The organism is Lactobacillus panisapium, from assembly GCF_019469265.1.
Taxonomy (GTDB): Bacteria; Bacillota; Bacilli; order Lactobacillales; family Lactobacillaceae; genus Lactobacillus; species Lactobacillus panisapium.
Window position 1 is genome coordinate 1960737 of record NZ_CP048268.1, and the last position, 18059, is coordinate 1978795.

An 18059-nucleotide genomic window follows, 5' to 3' on the forward strand; every position below is an offset into this window, starting at 1 on the left:
AAGTTCTCAAAAAATTAATTTATAAAAGCTGATTTTTTAACATAGTGACCGCCTTTAACAGTATAGTATATTTTTTCCTTTAAGCCTACAAAAGGAATACCATAAGTTGTTAGCCATTTATTCTTTTTAACTTTTTTAAATTTCGAGCCATCCATACCCATTATATAAGTATTCCGTTTAAGTTTCCTTGATTTTCCCTTGACATTTACAGAGGGAATATATTTATTTTTTGCAATTTCAATAAAGCCTCTCCCATTAGAAACAGTAGAATAAAACATATGTACTGTTGATCCCTTTTTTAACAATTTTTTTGAAGGAAAAAAAGCTGCATATTTATCGTTAGGAATATAAACATATGAATTTTTTCGAAGAGTTATTGTGTCATCACCATATTCTGCGATTTCATTCAATTCATAAATCAGTATATCAATTGAATCATCGGCAGATTTAAATGAAGTTAGAACTTGCTCAAAATTTTTAACTATATCGCGATTTTCATTTAGATTACTCATTAGATAGTTATTTACTTCGTTAAATTTTTCAAGATATATCTCTTGATTGTTTTGATTAAGTATACCATCTAATGTATTGACATCAGAGCAATAATTATCAATTGCTGCTAGTAACTTGCTGCCTTTTATATATGCTTTATTTGAAGCATCAAGTCCATTAACACTCAATTGACTAGCCATTCGGTTATAATAAATATCACTAACTTCACTTATATATGGTACGTAATCTTTTACAAGCCCCTGGGCGTTTTCAGTAGCTTGTGATGCCTTATCACGCAAGTTTTTAAAATTCTCTTGGCTTGATTTTGGTAGTTTATTAACATAATCAATAGTTTCCTGCGATACTTCAGATGCATATACTGTATGCACAATACTCGTTAAGCTGACAATAAAAGTTATACCAGTCAATAGTTTGATTAACGTTTTTCTTTTATCCATTTATATTCTCCAAAGTCATTAACTCTCTATATATTAAAGTATTTACTCTTAATAAGATTGATTATATCGGCTAAAACTATTATTGACAAGCTTCTTTCTTTATCACTTTTTGTTAACTAGTCGGATATCTTCTACATTTTGTTGTCAAAAATGGCTTTACTTAATTGTATTTAAAAGTATTAATAGAAACTAAAAGAACTGACTCTGCAAAATAACAGAAATCAGTTCTTGGTATTAAATAAATATTAGTCAAGTTCCAACTTATTTATCAAAAAATTGCCCTTTATTAACTTGGTAGTATTTCTTGTAACGACCATAGTAATTATGAAACATGTATTTCATCAACAGCCAACGCTTAAAGTTGCGGTCTTTGTCATAAAAGACAGTCGTTCCGCATCGACCCTCATGAATCAATTCTTCCGCTAAATTCTTGGCTTCGTTGTCGCGCGCGTATTCCTTAAAGACTTTAACCGGAATTCCTAGCCAAAGGACATGCTTTGACTTTAACTTATTGCCATAGACCGTTTCCTTGTTTTTCAAGTTGTCATAGACATAGTCATCAACATACCACTTAGCTAAATTGTAGCCATTTAGGGTAACGTAGAAACTTGATCGTCCTTGACGCAAGTTGATTTCAAAGAACTTGTATTTACCATCCCGCGTATCGTACTTAATATCAAAGTTAGCCATTCCAGTATAATTCAATTTTTCCAAAAAGGCTTCGACTTGCTCGTAAAGCTTTTCATTGTATTCTGGCAAAATCGCCATGTAGTTCCCGATGGATTGCGGCGTTGGGTCTTCTAAAAGCGGGTGACCCATGCACATCATTTTCACGTGATGATCTTTATCAACATAAGCGTTTAAAACGCGCATATTGGAGTCATCACCTGGAATAAAGTCTTGCGCAATTAAATCGGCTTGATAGCCGTTGCCGTAGATTTTACCAACAATATCACTCATCTCAGTTTCATTGTGAATGGTAAAGGCCTTTTTCCGGCCTTCAAAATGAACATCTAGCCAAGATACAGGATCTTCCGGTTTTAATTCGATTGGATAATCAAAGGGGAATTCCAAGTAATTACCAGCCTTAAAGTCAGCCATCGTAATGATCTTTGTTTTTGGATATGGCAAGCCATATTCTTCCGCAATCTTGTAAAAACCTTCTTTTGAAATCAGTTTTTGCAAAAGATCGTACTTAATATATGGAACAACGAAAACTTGTTTTAGTTCATCTTGGTGCTTTGATAGTAGTTCGGCATAGCCATCCCCACAAGCAATCAAAATTACCGGTTCATCGTGATCTTGGTAAATTTTCATTTGCTCCCGCATTACTTCAATGAAGGTCGGGTCTTCGCTAAAGCCGTGGTGCAATTCAACGTTAACGATCTTGGAATAACGCGTAGGCGCTAATTGTGTATCAGCCAGTGCCTTAACACTAATGCCGTATGCTTCGTTAAAAGACCTGGCCATGCCATAAACATTGATATCACTGCCAAGTAAGATAGGTGTAAAATCTTGTTTCATTTGAAAAATCTACTCCCAATTAAACTAATTTTCCTTGTTCAATTAAGCTGGCTACTTCCGGCTGAACGTGTTGGTATTTCTTGACCGTTTCTTCGTAATCAACAAAGAATAATTTATACCAAACAAGGAATGTATAAATGGTCCAAATCTGACGGCGGTGTGAACCATCACCTTGATAGTTATCATCTAGCAACTGCAAAATCTTATCTTGCTCGAAAATGTCCTTAACAAATTCTTCGCTGAATAATTCCCGCACTTGCTTGTAAAAACGTGGTTCTTGCAGCCATTCTTTAATTGGTGTTGGGAAACCAAGTTTTGGCCTTTTAGCCCATTCATCTGGCAAAACTTTTTCTGAAGCTTTACGTAAAGCATATTTAGTATCATGCTTATTAACTAAATAATCCGTTGGAATCGAATTAGCCCGTTCCGCAATCTTCTTATCAAGATACGGGACACGTAATTCCAAAGAATGTGCCATTGAAATCTTGTCGGCCTTTTGCTCAATGTCATTAAGCATAAAGTGATGCAAGTCGATGTACTGCATTTGCCGCACATTATCAAGGTCTTTAACTTTCTTAAAGTCACTTTGGTAAATGCCATTTACCGTTAGCTTATTGCGATATGATGGCTTCAAAATGCTATTGGCATCTTCTGAAGTAAAAATCGTCGGGTAATCCATATCATAAATCACGGATTGACCCACATAGAATTCACTCGGTTCCGCCAAATTAGTGTAGAGGTGAACCTTGCCAGGGAAGTTAGGCATCTTCTTAATCTTGTGCGCTAATTTAACCCGACTCTTCTTCGGCAACTTCTTACACTGCGAAGTAAAAGCCTTAATAACGCTGTTATGCGTGTGCATGCCGTAGTTGACATAGCCGGCAAACAATTCATCCGCACCTTCCCCAGAAAGTGCAACCGTGACATGCTTACGGGCCATTTTACACAGATACCACAGTGGAATAATTGACGGATTGGCATCAGGCTCATCCATGTGATACTGCATTTCCGCAAAATCATGCATGGCTTCATCGGCTTTTACCTTATCCGAGAAAAATTTCCACCCCTTCATGTCAGCCAGTGCCTTAGCCTTAGAGGCCTCATCGTAGGTGGCATCATCAAAAGAAATTGAAAAAACGTCGTCTGGATTCAAGATACTTGTAATGTAACTTGAATCAACCCCTTCAGATAAGAAAGCACCAACAGGAACGTCAGCATTATGATAGAGCTTAACTGTTTCTTGCAAGTCCTCATTGATCTTATTGACGGTTTCTTCAAAGCTAAGCGTGTTAGCCTTATATTCCGCATCCCAATACTGGTGCGTCTTCATTTCACCATCTTTATATTCAAACCAATGACCAGCAGGGAAACGGTAAATTCCCTTAAAGAAAGTTTCTGTTAAATCATTATATTGGTTCATTAAGTATGGCTTAACAGCTTCAATGTTAAGGCGTCTCTTAAAGCCTGGAAAAGCGAGAAAGCTCTTGATTTCTGAACCAATCATTAAATGGCCGTTTTCATTGCTATAGTATAGCGGCTTGATTCCAAAGAAATCGCGCGCACCATACAATGTCTGGGTATTATCATCCCAGATGGCAAAAGCAAACATGCCACGAACCCGTTTGAGCAAGCCATCCATGCCCCACTCTTCAAAGCCATGAAGAAGTACTTCTGTATCAGATTTAGTGGTAAAAGTATGACCGGCCGCAATCAATTCTTTTCTTAACGGCTTAAAGTTATAGATTTCACCATTAAAAATAATTGCCCGCGTTTTGTCTTCATTATAAATCGGTTGACTACCGCCACGTAAGTCAATAATTGACAGACGCCGAAAGCCTAAAGCGACTTTATCATTGGTATAGAAACCATCTGAATCAGGACCACGATGCTTAATTGCCGCCATCATCTTGCCGATAGCAGCTTGTTTATCATTTATTTCTGGATTATAAAATGCGACAATTCCGCACATAGCTTATCTTTCCTTAATATTTGTTTATTCGTTTAATTTATGTTTTTAGTTTAACTTTCTTATTATAGGCTAAAAGCCGGGCAAAAACCAAATTGCCCGTCTTTTTTAATTAAATATAAAAAATTCTTCTCTTGCTGGCAGCGCCGTAACCAAAGACCTGAATAAAATGCCGATCAGAGTCAATATTGACAATATAACCTGCGAATTCGGTTTGATGATCAATTTGCCGCTTCCAGTTCTTATTGTACTTAGTCGTTAAAACATGGTTAGGGCCCATTAACGCCGAGCAATTAAACAAAATATATTGAATACCATTAATCCTAAACTGGTCTTCAACATGCCGATGACCGCAAAAGTAAGCAATAATGCGGGCATTTTTGACATTTGTAAAGTCAAAATCGTTTGCCAAGCGAAATTCTGGCGGAATACCACGGCTTGAATGCATTTGCCCTTTTTCGCCCTGATTAAAGGCAACAAGCAATTCATGAAGTGAACGCCCATTATACTTCAAAGCATTCGAGCCCTTGCGGTTGATTGGATTACCATGACTCATGAAGACAATGTTTTTGTTGGAAGATTGCTGCAGAATCTCAATGATTTCCTCAATCTGATCTTCCCTAATTGCTAACGTAATCTTTGCATCGTAGCGCTTTTGACCTTGTGCATTTAAAATATACGGCAAATCCGAAGTATTGACGGAAATAAAGCGAACATTATCTACATCAAAGTAACAGACACCGTGCTGGCGTGAAATATAATGCACGCCCTTTTGACCGTACATTGCTGGCCACATGATTTTTTCAAATTCATTTTCGGGAAAAGACGCCTTTAAATCATGACGCTCATCGTACTTATCGTTTTCATCATGATTGCCCTTAATCATCAAGTAAGGGACCTTATCCGACTTAAATGAGTTGCGCAGCTTGATTAATTCACTTTCACCTAAAAAACCGGTGTCGGAACCATCAATCCAGTCACCAAGATGGACTTTTAAATCTAACAGGCCTGAATCGTCCAAGTAAGAAAATTCATTAACGTGCGTTAAACCATTCCAGCCATAAAAGTCCGTACTATTGCGGTCTTTATAATGCGTATCGGTGATCACACTAACGTTAACCGAATTTTTTCCGGCCCGAATATGGCCTTTGACACGCTTAAGAAATTCGTCTAGGTATTCTTCAACGATAAACCGGCGACCGGTCTTACGGCTAACAAAAGCGCGGTAACGCTCAAGTTCAGGGCTGAATTCACGAACATATTCCGGTGCCAAGTTAGCAGTCTTTTCTAAACTGAGCGCTTGGTGCAAAACTTCGTCTTCATCCTTATAGACAGTCAGGTTATACGGTTGATTATTAGGCGTATGCTGCTCGCCATCAACGTGATATTCCCCTACCGTCAAGTAATCCTGCATCGGATCAAGCGGAACATTTTTTTCACTAAATAAGTGGTGCAGCTTAGCCCCACTAGCACGATCAAATAAACCTATTGCATACTTAAAAACACTCATCATCTTGCCTCAACCCAAAGAAAAAAGCTGGGCACCTGCCGCAGCTCCAAAAATTATGCGTTGCTTGCCAATGCGTGGGCTGCTAAACCGATTGACAAAACTGCATCTTTAGACAATACTTCTTGTAACACTTTAGGTGCAATTGCTTGAACCGCACCAATTACCTTTAAACTATAAATTACTACATGTAAATCAACTGACTCATTATAAAAATCGTCTTCGTAAGGATCCTCATGATTATATGTCAGATTGATTTGATCCTTATTAGCATAACCATCCACATGATTAGTTAAAATCCGATCGTGTAAGTCAGTCAACTTATCTGACAAGTCAATCAAAGTTAGTTTATGATCACTCTCAGCTTCATAGTACTGATCTTCCGTCATTTCAAAGTAATCTTTAATCGGATTATGCAATACATGCAGGTTATCAATTGCTTGATAAACAGCCTCTGCGTCAAAATCTGTTTCTTTATTTAAAATACTTTCTTGATTTTCGGCCAAGTTATCGGCCAGAGTCACTGTATCTAACTTTTCCATGGTATCCTCCTAAAGTTTAGTCTATATTATACCAAAAAAACTAGTATTGCACTTTTCAGGAACAAAATTTTTATTCTTTTACAGCCGAATTCAGCAACAAACAAAGAAAATTGTCAGCTAAGCAAATATTGCACCATTTTTTAACTAAAAAAAGGAAAAGGTCAATTTTTGCGTAATTAGTCATAACAAGAAAATTTTTTAATTAAAGGAGAAACTAACATGCAAGAAAAAGAACGTTGTCCTTGGAGCAGTTCCACCGATTCCTTAATGGAGCAATATCATGACCATGAATGGGGTAAACTCAATTTAGATGAGTCCTACTTATACGAAATGCTGACATTAGAATTATTTCAATCTGGACTTAATTGGTCAGTCATCCTACATAAACGGGAAAACTTTCGCCGTGATTTTCACAATTTTATCCCAGCGGAAGTCGCTCAAATGGATGAAAACGACATTAATGATTTAATGCAGGATAGTTCCATTGTCCGTAATAGACAAAAGATTACGGCAGCAATTAAGAATGCCCGGGCGATCTTGATTATCGATGCCACGTACGGTAATTTTGCCCATTATCTGCAGACTTTTTGTAAAACACCGATTGTGCACCATCCGCTAACACAAGAAGATGTCCCTAGCACAAATAAAATTGCGCAAAAAATGGCCAAGCAAATGAAAAAAGATGGTTTTTCTTTTGTCGGACCCGTAATTTTATACTCATTCTTACAAGCAGTTGGTCTGATCAATGACCATCTGGAAAATTGCCCGTTTAAATATCACGGATAATTAGCTCAAACTAGCATTTTTTGGAAATTTCAGCCAAATTCAAAAAGTTTCTTTTATAAACTTACCAGCCGTTTTTTATCAATTTGAAACATTACTAAGCAGTACAGTATGAGTAACAAAGTTACAATACCAGTGACTAATAAGCTAACATTTGCAGTTGGAGCAGTTTCATGTAAAAAATCTGCGGGTGCATAGCTAACAAGATTAGGTAATTTAATAAAGGCATTTAGTAATAACAGGACAATTTGTAAAATTAAGCTTGAACACATTGCCAAAAACCTATTTTTTATCCATAAAGAAGTGACTACACCAAAAATAGCAAACAGACCGCCCCAAAAGCTGGCAAAGATAATTGATAACAAAGCGTGCAATAACGGATGAGAATAATAAAGTGCGACAAACATCGTATTGATATTAATTACCAAAATATTTTTATTAAGCAAGTTGTCAGGCCTTATGTTAGGTAAAACCATGAACCATGAGCATAAATTAATTAGTAACGGAATAGCAGTAACAATAAAACCCGTGATAAATGCAATACTGACATATTGGCGTAATACCCGATTGAGCGGTTCATTGAGCTTAAACTTGGATAGCAAACCGCTTTGATAATCGTCTTTTAATAAAGTACTTGCAGGTATGCTGGCCAATAGCGGCAACAAAATAAAAAAGGCAATTGGTGCAAAACTAAAGGAATCAATTCCTAACCAGCGTGTGTATGGCGAATCTTCAGGTGGAATTGTTTTAAGCGGAAAAAATTGTAATCCACTAATAATTACTGCCAGCACTAAAGCAAAAAAGAACCAGCGCTTTTCAAGACGTGACCATAAGAATTTCATAGTTTCTCCTTATTCTAAAAGTAATGAATATTTTACAAAGTGATTTTTAACAGGAACTAAAAAGCTGAAACGCAGTTTTTGTTCCCGCAACTCATAAGAACTGCGAGGAATTGTGAAATATATTGTGTAAGGCTGCTTATAAAGTTTCTTAGTAAGAGCCTTACTTGGATCAACTCGGCGCTGATTATGATCATAAATATTATTACTTTGGTTACTAATCCCATAAGGATTATTCAAGAACATATTTGTTAGAAAATCTTGATTATTTTTCTTCATCCCATAATTAGGCTGGCCATTTTGTTTAATTGAAAGTTGAATTGTTGCCTTGACTTCCCGCCCAGTTTTCTGGACCTCAGCTTTGTGAATAATAAAACTAGTGTGATATGCATGCACCCATTCTTTTTTGTGAAAGACGACTTCCTGCGTGACACCGTTCTGTCTTAGACGGGCGTTAACCCGCTGATAACGGTAAAAGCCAGCGCAGCCAACTAATACTGCAACAAGTATTGCCAAACACCATAATAACTTTTTATTTTTCATCGTTAATGGTTCCTTCTTTAACGTAGAGCTGATGGGTTGCAACTTGACTGATAAAATCGCGGTCGTGTGAAGCGATAACAAAGGTGGAGCCATTTTCGCGATACTGCTTAATTAGCTTGCTCAATTTCGCAATACTTTCAGTATCAAGCGCATTGGTAGGCTCGTCTAAAACTATCAGCGGATAACTACCCAAAAACGCTTGGGCTATTCCCAGTTTCTGTTTCATACCTAGCGAAAATTTCTTAACTTTTTGTTTGGGAAATCTTGCCAGGTCAAAGTAGTCCAACAAATCTTCGATTTGTTTATTTGAAATATTGGGGTCTAGCTTTGCAAGTAATTCTAAATTTTTAGTTGCAGTAAAGTCCTCAATTAAACTAGGATTTTCAATTAAAATGCCTGCTTTAACGGGGTAAGGGTCCTCTGTTCTTACTGGTTGATTATCGACAGTAACTGTTCCTGAGACCTTGATTAAACCTAAAATGGTTTTCAGTACTAAAGTTTTACCAGAACCATTGATTCCTTCTAGGGTGGTAATACTCTTTTGCTCAATATTAGCATTGACATCATGTAAAAGCGGCCGTTTTTTAACAGTTTTGCTTACTTGTTTTAGCTCAATAAAACTCATTTGTTTTCTCCTTAATCTAAATTGATCCAGTGGTTAGAAAATAAATACAAAATAGTAACTACAATAATGGTACATAGCATTGATATTATGTTCGCGTTACCTACTCGCAAAATCATGAGACTGTTCAGTGGATTCAGCGGCCATGATGTATAAGCAGTAATAATTAACAAAACTAGTGGAATAACAATGCCAAGTGGTGCGTTATAGCGGCTGATAACTGCCTGAAGCACTAATAATAAAAATGTTCCCCAAAAATTGACGATAAATAATAGAAGCAGAGCTTGCAGCCCGTGAAAAGCACCAATGCTTAGTTCCTGTAAATTAAATATCTTAGTACATAGGATCATTAATAGTTCTGCCGATGCCGTGAAAACGACAGCTATTACCCCAATTAATTCAAGATTGACAGTTAGAAAATTAATTAATGAGTACTGTTGCCCACGTAATTGGACTCCTCTTACGTGCCAAAGCTCCTGAAAGCTATTTAACACAATTAAAAGTGGCGTAATGAAATAAATAAGCCAAGAAACAGGCAAAGATTTAATTAAATAGTCGGTTCCACGAAACCAAGCTAAATAAAGTGAAAAATGTGGGTTAGCCCTAAATAATGCAGATTGAACAATAATCAAAAGACCAATTAGTACTCCCCAAAACAGAAAGCGATACCGAATTATCTGCCATAAATACAAAAGTTGATCCCAAAATAAATGTTTCATAAAATATCCTTTTTAGCTATGACCAAATTTAATACGGCACCTAGTAGCAAGATTAGTCCCACTAAAACGATTGAAGATAAAAAGATCATAATCCCTAAGTCTGGTTTAACAAAATCATAGAATAGCGATGGCTTACCATTAACGTTTAACAGGAAAGTCAGACTATTAATACCAAAAATCACAACAAAAGTTATTAATTTTTTGTTTGAAAGCAAATAAGTTGTGGCTGTTAAGTAGCCAAAAGATAGTAAAACCAAACACAAGTAAATCATGCGCATTAAGATTCCGGGCCAAGACTTAGCAAAAACGGCTAAATAACCACTGGCGATCATCATCGGAATAATGGCGATTAGCCAAATGAATACCATAATTACAATGGGAATTAAAATACGATAAATAGTTTGCAGGATAAAAACTTTTCGTGTTTGGCAGCATAATGCATCAGCTATGCGATACTTTAACGTACTTAAAAGCACAATTGTAAAAGTCGGAATTATTCCTAAAAAAATATTATATCTTTGAAAAACGGACTGGATTAATCCGGCTTCAGACGGAACAGTAGATTTTAAAAATGAAAATGCGGCTAGTACAAGGCCAACAACTACTAAGGCAAAAAGAGAATAGTTTTTTAAAAAAGCACGGTTGAGAATTGTTTGTTGCCTAATGACATTACGCTGCAATTATTTGTCTCCTTTTTTAATAAGATTATGAGTCATTGTGAGTATAATTAAACAAAATTAATAATTCTTACTATTTCCTCTTATAATACTCCACATTTGCTTTATTACATATGTAAAAATTAAATTTTTAGCTTTTAATGACTAATTATTTTATATATTCAATATAGCTTATATATTATTTCTAACTATATAAAAGAAGATAGCTTGCAGATAAAAACAGACTAGCTTAGTTATTAGGCTGATCTGTTTACCTTGCTTTGCTAATTTGGCCAAAATAAAAACCCCGAAGTTAGCACAACTTCAGGGTTTACATTATTTTATTTACTTATTTATTTTTTAGACCAATTTCTTCCGGATCCAACCTGAAATCCAGTCAATAACGATTACCATGATAATGATTCCCAATAGGATAATTCCTACACGATTCCATTGACGATACTGCAAAGCAATAATCAATGGGTACCCAATACCACCAGCACCAACTAAACCAAGGATTGAAGCCGAACGAATTGAGACGTCAAAACGATATAAGGTGTTAGAAATTAGGGCAGGCAGCAAGTTAGGCAATGTGGCAAACATGACAATATTAGTCTTTGAGCCTCCAGCTGCAGTTACGGCTTCATTAGGTCCATCGTCGAGATTTTCGATTGCTTCAGAAAAGAGCTTGGCCAGCATCCCCACTGAGTGGAAACCTAAAGCCAGCACTCCGGCCGCAGATCCTGGGCCGACAGCCTTAATAAACATTAAAGCCAAAACAATTTCTGGAAATGACCGAATAATTGCCAAGACAATCTTGCCAGTCCGCGACACGTACCACTTTTTATGCTTGGTATGTGCTGCCCAAAAGGCAAACGGTAAAGAAATGATGGCTGAAATGAATGTTCCTAAAAAGGCAATACAGACTGTTTCCCACAGCTGTGAAACAAGGTCCTCGCCTGTCCCGTTATAAACATAAGACCAATCGGGGTGAAAAATACCGGCAAAAATAGCACCGGCTATCTGCCCAGCTGTTTCTTTAATTCCGCCAAAGTCAATTCCCGTACATGACCAGATGATTAACACAACGGTAATGATTGCCACGCCCCAGTGCAGCAAACGTTTTTTCATATCAACTGGTTTAGGAGGTAATTTTTTCATTGAAGTATCCATTATTTCATCAACGCCTCCCGCGATTTAGACGAAACGTAATCAATTAAGACAACTACCAAAATAATTACGATAATAATTGTTCCTGTCTTCGGGTAGTCGAAAACCTGCAGAGTTTCTTGCAAGTATAGTCCGATACCGCCGGCACCAATATAACCTAAAACAGTCGAAGCACGAACGTTAATTTCAAAGGCATATAAGCAATATGAAATAAAGTACGTCATTACTTGGGGTAAAACCGCAAAGAAAATAATTTGCAGCTTGTTGGCACCCACAGCCGTCAGCGCTTCAATTGGACCAGGATCAATTGTTTCAATTGCTTCGTAAAAAAGCTTGACCACAATCCCAAAAGTACAAATTGCTAAGGCTAAAATACCGGCAACCGGCCCGATTCCGACAATGGCAACAAAGATTGCACCTAATAACAGATCTGGTACGGTTCTGATAATATTCATGATTATCCGCAAAATACCGGTAACTGCCTTGTTTTTCACGATATTCCGTGCAATAAGCAAAGAATAGATAAAAGCAATGGCAGAGCCAATAACTGTTCCCAAGATAGCCATTTTAATGGTTTCTAATAACAGTGGAATAACTGCGCCTAAGTACGACCAATTCGGATGCAGCATTTGCAGAAAAATATCTGCGAACTGACTAAAATTGCTAAACAGCGCACCTAAACTGGTTTTAGTAACCTTAGTTGAGACAATCAGACCAACAATAAAGAGCAGCAGCCAAAATAAGTTTAAAATTTTGAATTTTTTCTTTGGCAAAGCCATTAAATTATCTTGATCTGCCTTACTCATCTTGATCACCACCGCTGTAAATTTGATCAAACGTTGCTTCAGACGTCTCACTCATCTTGCCATCATAAATGATCTCACCCGCACGTACGCCAATTACCCGCTTACCAAATTCACGTGCTAATTGAACGCTGTGCAAGTTAATTACAACTGTCATGCCGTGTTTTTCGTTTAGCATCTTAAGATCTTGCATTACGCGGCGTGAAGTTTGCGGATCAAGTGAAGCCGTAGGCTCATCGGCTAAGATAATATCTGGGTCCTGAGTCAACACCCGGGCAATTGCAACTCTTTGTTGCTGCCCACCGGATAATTCATCAGCCCGCGAATATACCTTGTCAGCCAAGTCGACCTGTTTAAGTGCATCATAGGCACGCTCTTTATCTTCTTGCGTGAATAGATTCAAGGTACTCTTCCAAGTTGGATAATACCCCACACGACCAGTCAGGACGTTCCGCAAGACACTCGAACGCTTAACCAGATTAAAGCTCTGAAAGATCATTCCAATATTGCGGCGGAGCATCCGCAATTCTTTACCTTTGGCTTGGGTAATTGATTCACCGTTAATTAAAATATCACCTGCAGTAATATCAATTAACCGGTTAATTGAGCGCAAAAGTGTTGATTTACCAGCACCTGATAGCCCAACAATAACGACAAATTCACCTTTATTGATAGTTAAATTGACGTCTTTTAAACCAACAACATCTTTGCCATAGACTTTTTTAACGTTTTTTAATTCAATTATTGGCTTAACTGCAGAATCTGCCATTATAAACTTCCTTTACCTTTATTTTTTAGTTGATTCGATAATCTTTTCGTATTTACGAACAACATTAAAGTCGCTGTCCTTGCTGGTAACGTAGCCTTCGTGAGTATAAATACTTTCGATAATCTTTCTACCTTTTTTCGACTTACCTATATCAATAAATGCATTGGCTAACTTCTTACGGAAAGACTTAGACATGCTTGGCACAACAGAAATTGTGTCATTTGGAATTGGCTTAGTGAAGTAAATTGGCACAACTTGGCTCATGATCTTTGGGTTGTCCTTCTTAACAATTGTCCGTGCATCTTCGAAAACAAAGGCAGCATCAGTATCACCATTAAGAACGTTTAACACAGACTGATCTTGACCAGTAACAGTTACTAACTTGCAGCTCTTCTTAACATCAAGACCCTTTTCCTTCAATTCAGCGATTGGGTAAACATAACCAGCTGAAGAAGTTGGGCTTTGGATGGAGATTGATTTACCCTTTAAGTCTTTCCATGACTTGATGTTAGAGCCTTTTTTAACTAGAATTTCTGCACGATAAGTGTTAACTAAATTCTTAGTTGGACGACCACCTGGCTGCTTAACACCATATCTTTGTGCTTGAAGCAAGACATCGGCAGCACCTTGTTTATGAGCTAAAACATAGCCATTTGGTGGCAGAAAACCAACATCAACTTTCTTTGACTTCATTGCTTCTACAACCGTATTGTAATCAGTTGACATTGAAACATGAACTGGAATACCTAAACGATCGGATAACATCTTTTCAAGTGGCTTAGCACGAGATTCCAGCTCAGTTGCAGCTTGACTAGGCACAAATTGAACATTTAATTCTTTTGGCGTGCCACTGCTATTTTCGCTTTTGCTTTTACCTGAACAAGCAGTCGCCATAACTGCTACTAATAAAACAGCAGCGCCAGCTAACAATTTTCTAAATTTTTTCATCATGCCCTCCCAGACATAAAAAAAGACTTAATCTAATAACACTAACGTGAAATTATCTTTAAGTCTTTTAATACATTATTAATTAAGAAACGAACAATACCCTCTTTTGCAAGGGAACGAAAAGAGTAACTAACAAAAATACCAATGCACGCTGCGCGCAATTCATACTTTTGCATGTTTTCTCACTCTCCCTTCGCCAGTCCGTAATTATTCTTACAAATAATATCAGAAATGTTTTGTTTAGAAAAGTAATTTGTTGGAAAACTTTCTTTTTTACAAAAAAGAATGACTATTTCTTAACAATTACCGACCAGATTATTTTTTGGTTGATGCAACAATCTTATTGTATTGCCGGATAATATCATAGTCGCTGTCCTTAGCGTAGGTATAGCCTTCCTGATTGTAGACACTCTCAATAATCTTTTTACCTTCTTTAGATTTAGCAATTGAAATAAATGCCTTAGCAAGTTTCTTTTGGAAAGCCTTTGGCAGACTAGGAATTACTGAAATAGTATCATTCGGGATTTTTTGTGAGAAGTAAATTGGCACGACTTGACTCATAATCTTAGGTTCATCGCTTTTGACGTTGTTACGGGCATCTTCAAAGACAAAAGCAGCATCAGTATCACCGTTTAACACGTTCAAGACGCCTTGATCAGCTCCTTTAACGGAGACAATCTTACAACTCTTGGTGACATCAAGCCCCTTCTTCTTCAATTCAGCAACTGGGAACACGTAACCGGAATCTGAAGTAATGTCTTGAACGGAAATCGATTTACCTTTCAAATCTTTCCAACTCTTAATTGATGAGCCCTTTTTAACGACAATTTCACTGCGATAATAATTTACCAGTTTTTTAGTGGCTACACCACCTGGCTGCTTAATGCCATAACGAACAGATTGCAATAATAAGTCAGCTGCACCCTGCTTATGGGCCATAATATAAGCATCTGATGGTAAGAAACCAACATCGACTTTCTTAGATTTCATCGCTTCAACTAAACCATTGTAGTCGGTCGACATTGAAACATGAACCGGAATACCGAGGCGTTTTGACAATAATTTTTCCATTGGCTTAGCCCGTGCTTCAAGCTTGTTAGCAGCAACACTGGGCACAAATTGAACATTCAATGACTTGGGCGTGGCATCGGTTTTCGAACTTGTTTTATTACTCGAACAAGCCGTTATACCAAAGGTTAATAATAGCAAGCAAGTTGCTAACAGAAACTTCTTGATTTTGGATATTTTCATTTTTTGACTCCTAAAAAATTTGACCTATTTTTTTGCTACTAAATGTCGCAGATTAGTCCCAAGGTCTTTTACTGGGCAATTAACCTGAACACTGAATAATTGACAGCCACTTATATGTAGTAACTTTAAGATCTCATCTTCTTTCTTAACTGCGACAAAAACTAACTAAAATAAAAGGACAAAATGTAACCAAAATTACATTTTGTCCCAATTAAAATAATTATGAGCAAAACAAACAACTAAAATTCTGCTTACGGACAAAGATGGCTGTAAAAAGTTCCTAGCTATTACTTTTTTAAAGTTCATCATCTTCAACCTTCCTTTAGCAAAATTTACGTTCATTTCATGAAAATAATAGCATAAATATTCGCAATAGTGTAATAAAATACCGGTAATCTTTTCATCAAGCCTTTATTATAATGCTAATAACGAACATAATTAGCAATGATTTGTAACAGACAAAAAAGGCATCTGGCTTAACCCAGATGCCTCTAATTTTATTTTATTGGTTTATTATCAATATCAGTTCTAACGATTAAAACATCAGCTAAAGCATGTTGGTTTACATACTCAGTTACCGATCCCATTAGCATACGTTCAACGGCATTTAAGCCTGTTGCTCCCATAATAATTAGATTATCGTGGTGATCCTTAACAAAATCATAGGAGATAATCGCTTTTGGACTACCATAGCGAATGTGATAGTCGATATCGTCAAAGTTTAAATTATCATGAGCCCAATCTTTGAGACTCTTTAAATATTTTTCTGCATCTTGGGTCATTTGATAAACAGTGTCACCTGTAATCAGTGTGTCCTGCATTTCACCCAAGAATTGCCTCGTATCAATTACATTTAACACATCAACATGAGCATTTTCTGTTATGGCAATTTTAACCGCTTTATCAAAGGATCTTTCAGCTGACTCTGAACCATCAACTGGAACTAAAATCTTGTCTTGTTTCATACTTATGTCCTCACCCTTTAGAAAATACAATTTTCTTCTCAATCCATTTTAACATAATTTTGCAAACAGCTACTTTTTTTCTAATTGTTTGCGCCAGCGTTTATTGCTAAAATGGTATTTAAATGTCACAAGATAAGGGTGGATAATTCAATGACCATAAATTTAGCAAATCAGCTACTTGATATTAAGAACGGCCGCAATTTTCGTGAATTAGGCGGCTACCAAACTAAGGATGGCAAAACCATCAAAAAGCACAAACTGCTTAGAACTGCCAATCTAGCAACACTTAGCGAACAAGACTTGAAGTTTTTACAAGATTACGGTGTCAAGTATATCGTCGACTTCAGGAGTAAAGAAGAAGTAGAAAAAGAACCTGATCGTGTTCCGACCGGTGCTACTTATGACTTCGATCCTGTCTTTAGTGAAGATTTAACCGATTCATCCAAGGGTATCAACGAGATTTTAAGCGAAAAAGAAGAAGATCCTAAAGCAGGCTACAACCACATGTTTCTTGCATATGATGACATGATTAAGAGCGAGTCGGCGCAAAAAGCTTACCGCAATTTCTTTGATATTTTATTGGCAAATGACGAGGAAGGCAAAAGCGTAATTTTCCACTGTACTGCCGGCAAAGACCGAACTGGATTCGCTGCACTACTTGCTTTATCTGCTTTAGGTGTCCCACTGGAAACAATTAAGCAAGACTACATGTTTACTAATGAAGCTACGAAAGACTTTGTGCAAGACTTTTTACAAAAAGCCAAGGCAGAAGGCGCTAATGAAACTAGCTTGAGCATTTTACACGATTTACAAACTGTTTATCCACAATACATCGATCACGTTATTGATACATTAAATAAAAATTATGGTGGCGTAGAAAACTACTTAAGTGATATGATGAAATTGACTGATGACGAGATCAGTAAATTACGTAAAATTTATCTTAGTTAATTAAAGACAAAGGAGAAAATGATGGGAAAAGCGAAAACCGTTTACTTTGGTGCTGGCTGGTTCAACGATAAGCAAAACAAGGCTTACAATGATGCAATGAAAGCATTAGAAGCTAATCCAACCATCGACCTTGAAAACAGTTATGTTCCTTTGGATAATCAATACAAGGGAATTGATGTCGGCAAACATCCAGAATACTTACACGATCGCGAATGGGCAACTGCTACTTACCGGGGCGATTTAACTGGAATCAAGGCTAGCGACATCATGATTGGCGTTTACTTACCAGATGAAGAAGATGTTGGCTTAGGGATGGAATTAGGCTATGCCATGTCACAAGGCAAGTACGTTGTTTTAGTCATCCCTGACGAGGATTACGGTAAGCCAATCAACTTAATGAGCTGGGGCGTTTGCGATAACGCTGTTAAGATGAGTGAATTAAAAGACTTTGACTTCGATAAGGCACGATTCAACTTCTACGATGGTGCTGTTTACTAAATTTAATAATTAAAAAAAGTTCTGCTAATAGTTGCAGAGCTTTTTTTGTCCAA

General features: G+C 36.9%; 19 protein-coding genes. 3 read left to right on the forward strand and 16 right to left on the reverse strand.

The features are described 5' to 3' along the window. Positions 1–14 precede the first annotated feature (14 nt). The 5 genes from GYM71_RS09255 to GYM71_RS09275 all read right to left on the reverse strand — a co-directional run bounded on the left by GYM71_RS09255 (position 15) and on the right by GYM71_RS09275 (position 6489). The gene (locus GYM71_RS09255) at positions 15–950 is read right to left on the reverse strand and encodes an SLAP domain-containing protein (RefSeq protein ID WP_220220250.1); all 936 of its coding nucleotides are present in this window, start codon (positions 948–950) and stop codon (positions 15–17) included. Positions 951–1211: 261 nt separating this feature from the next. Beyond that, positions 1212–2474 (reverse strand): carboxylate--amine ligase, encoded by a 1263-nt coding sequence (locus tag GYM71_RS09260; protein ID WP_103753010.1) that lies wholly within the window; start codon positions 2472–2474, stop codon positions 1212–1214. 19 nt (positions 2475–2493) lie between these two features. Continuing rightward, entirely contained in the window at positions 2494–4443 is a 1950-nt protein-coding gene (gene asnB / locus GYM71_RS09265; RefSeq protein ID WP_220220251.1) for an asparagine synthase (glutamine-hydrolyzing), read from the reverse strand. A 109-nt stretch (positions 4444–4552) separates the two neighbouring features. Then, complete coding sequence (locus GYM71_RS09270) at positions 4553–5950, reverse strand: metallophosphoesterase (RefSeq protein ID WP_220221213.1); 1398 nt, start codon at positions 5948–5950, stop codon at positions 4553–4555. 53 nt (positions 5951–6003) lie between these two features. Further along, a complete protein-coding gene (locus GYM71_RS09275; protein WP_220220252.1) occupies positions 6004–6489 on the reverse strand; it encodes a hypothetical protein in 486 nt (161 codons plus the stop codon). Between the two features lie 219 nt (positions 6490–6708). Here GYM71_RS09275 and GYM71_RS09280 point away from each other — a divergent pair, with 219 nt between their 5' ends. Next, complete coding sequence (locus GYM71_RS09280) at positions 6709–7275, forward strand: DNA-3-methyladenine glycosylase I (RefSeq protein WP_220220253.1); 567 nt, start codon at positions 6709–6711, stop codon at positions 7273–7275. A 53-nt stretch (positions 7276–7328) separates the two neighbouring features. Here GYM71_RS09280 and GYM71_RS09285 read toward each other — a convergent pair whose 3' ends face one another. The 11 genes from GYM71_RS09285 to GYM71_RS09335 all read right to left on the reverse strand — a co-directional run bounded on the left by GYM71_RS09285 (position 7329) and on the right by GYM71_RS09335 (position 16557). Beyond that, entirely contained in the window at positions 7329–8114 is a 786-nt protein-coding gene (locus GYM71_RS09285) for a hypothetical protein (protein ID WP_220220254.1), read from the reverse strand. Positions 8115–8123: 9 nt separating this feature from the next. Continuing rightward, complete coding sequence (locus GYM71_RS09290) at positions 8124–8654, reverse strand: hypothetical protein (RefSeq protein WP_220220255.1); 531 nt, start codon at positions 8652–8654, stop codon at positions 8124–8126. Further along, a complete protein-coding gene (locus GYM71_RS09295; protein WP_220220256.1) occupies positions 8644–9279 on the reverse strand; it encodes an ATP-binding cassette domain-containing protein in 636 nt (211 codons plus the stop codon). Before GYM71_RS09295 ends, GYM71_RS09290 begins: the two co-directional genes overlap by 11 nt. An 11-nt stretch (positions 9280–9290) precedes the next feature. Beyond that, complete coding sequence (locus GYM71_RS09300; RefSeq protein WP_220220257.1) at positions 9291–9995, reverse strand: hypothetical protein; 705 nt, start codon at positions 9993–9995, stop codon at positions 9291–9293. Then, positions 9992–10675, reverse strand: coding sequence for a hypothetical protein (locus GYM71_RS09305; protein ID WP_220220258.1), 684 nt, complete (start codon positions 10673–10675; stop codon positions 9992–9994). Before GYM71_RS09305 ends, GYM71_RS09300 begins: the two co-directional genes overlap by 4 nt. A 336-nt stretch (positions 10676–11011) precedes the next feature. Further along, on the reverse strand, positions 11012–11824 hold the full coding sequence (gene phnE / locus GYM71_RS09310; RefSeq protein WP_103753021.1) for a phosphonate ABC transporter, permease protein PhnE: 813 nt from the start codon (positions 11822–11824) through the stop codon (positions 11012–11014). Then, complete coding sequence (gene phnE, locus GYM71_RS09315; protein WP_103753022.1) at positions 11824–12627, reverse strand: phosphonate ABC transporter, permease protein PhnE; 804 nt, start codon at positions 12625–12627, stop codon at positions 11824–11826. The genes phnE (GYM71_RS09310) and phnE (GYM71_RS09315) overlap by 1 nt, the downstream gene beginning before the upstream one ends. Further along, positions 12620–13393 (reverse strand): phosphonate ABC transporter ATP-binding protein, encoded by a 774-nt coding sequence (gene phnC / locus GYM71_RS09320; RefSeq protein ID WP_103753023.1) that lies wholly within the window; start codon positions 13391–13393, stop codon positions 12620–12622. Before phnC ends, phnE (GYM71_RS09315) begins: the two co-directional genes overlap by 8 nt. 18 nt (positions 13394–13411) lie before the next feature. Then, complete coding sequence (locus tag GYM71_RS09325; RefSeq protein WP_103753024.1) at positions 13412–14341, reverse strand: phosphate/phosphite/phosphonate ABC transporter substrate-binding protein; 930 nt, start codon at positions 14339–14341, stop codon at positions 13412–13414. A 315-nt stretch (positions 14342–14656) separates the two neighbouring features. Next, positions 14657–15586: a phosphate/phosphite/phosphonate ABC transporter substrate-binding protein gene (locus GYM71_RS09330; protein ID WP_220221214.1), complete on the reverse strand. Its 930-nt coding sequence runs from the start codon at positions 15584–15586 to the stop codon at positions 14657–14659. 503 nt (positions 15587–16089) lie between these two features. Next, positions 16090–16557 (reverse strand): universal stress protein, encoded by a 468-nt coding sequence (locus GYM71_RS09335; RefSeq protein ID WP_220220259.1) that lies wholly within the window; start codon positions 16555–16557, stop codon positions 16090–16092. A gap of 150 nt (positions 16558–16707) precedes the next feature. On the opposite strand from GYM71_RS09335, the gene GYM71_RS09340 reads away from it, so the two are divergent. Together GYM71_RS09340 and GYM71_RS09345 are read left to right on the forward strand one after the other, a co-directional pair. Then, positions 16708–17508, forward strand: a complete 801-nt coding sequence (locus tag GYM71_RS09340) for a tyrosine-protein phosphatase (RefSeq protein ID WP_220220260.1) — start codon at positions 16708–16710, stop codon at positions 17506–17508. Between the two features lie 21 nt (positions 17509–17529). Next, positions 17530–18006, forward strand: coding sequence for a nucleoside 2-deoxyribosyltransferase (locus GYM71_RS09345; protein ID WP_103753028.1), 477 nt, complete (start codon positions 17530–17532; stop codon positions 18004–18006). Positions 18007–18059: the final 53 nt, after the last annotated feature.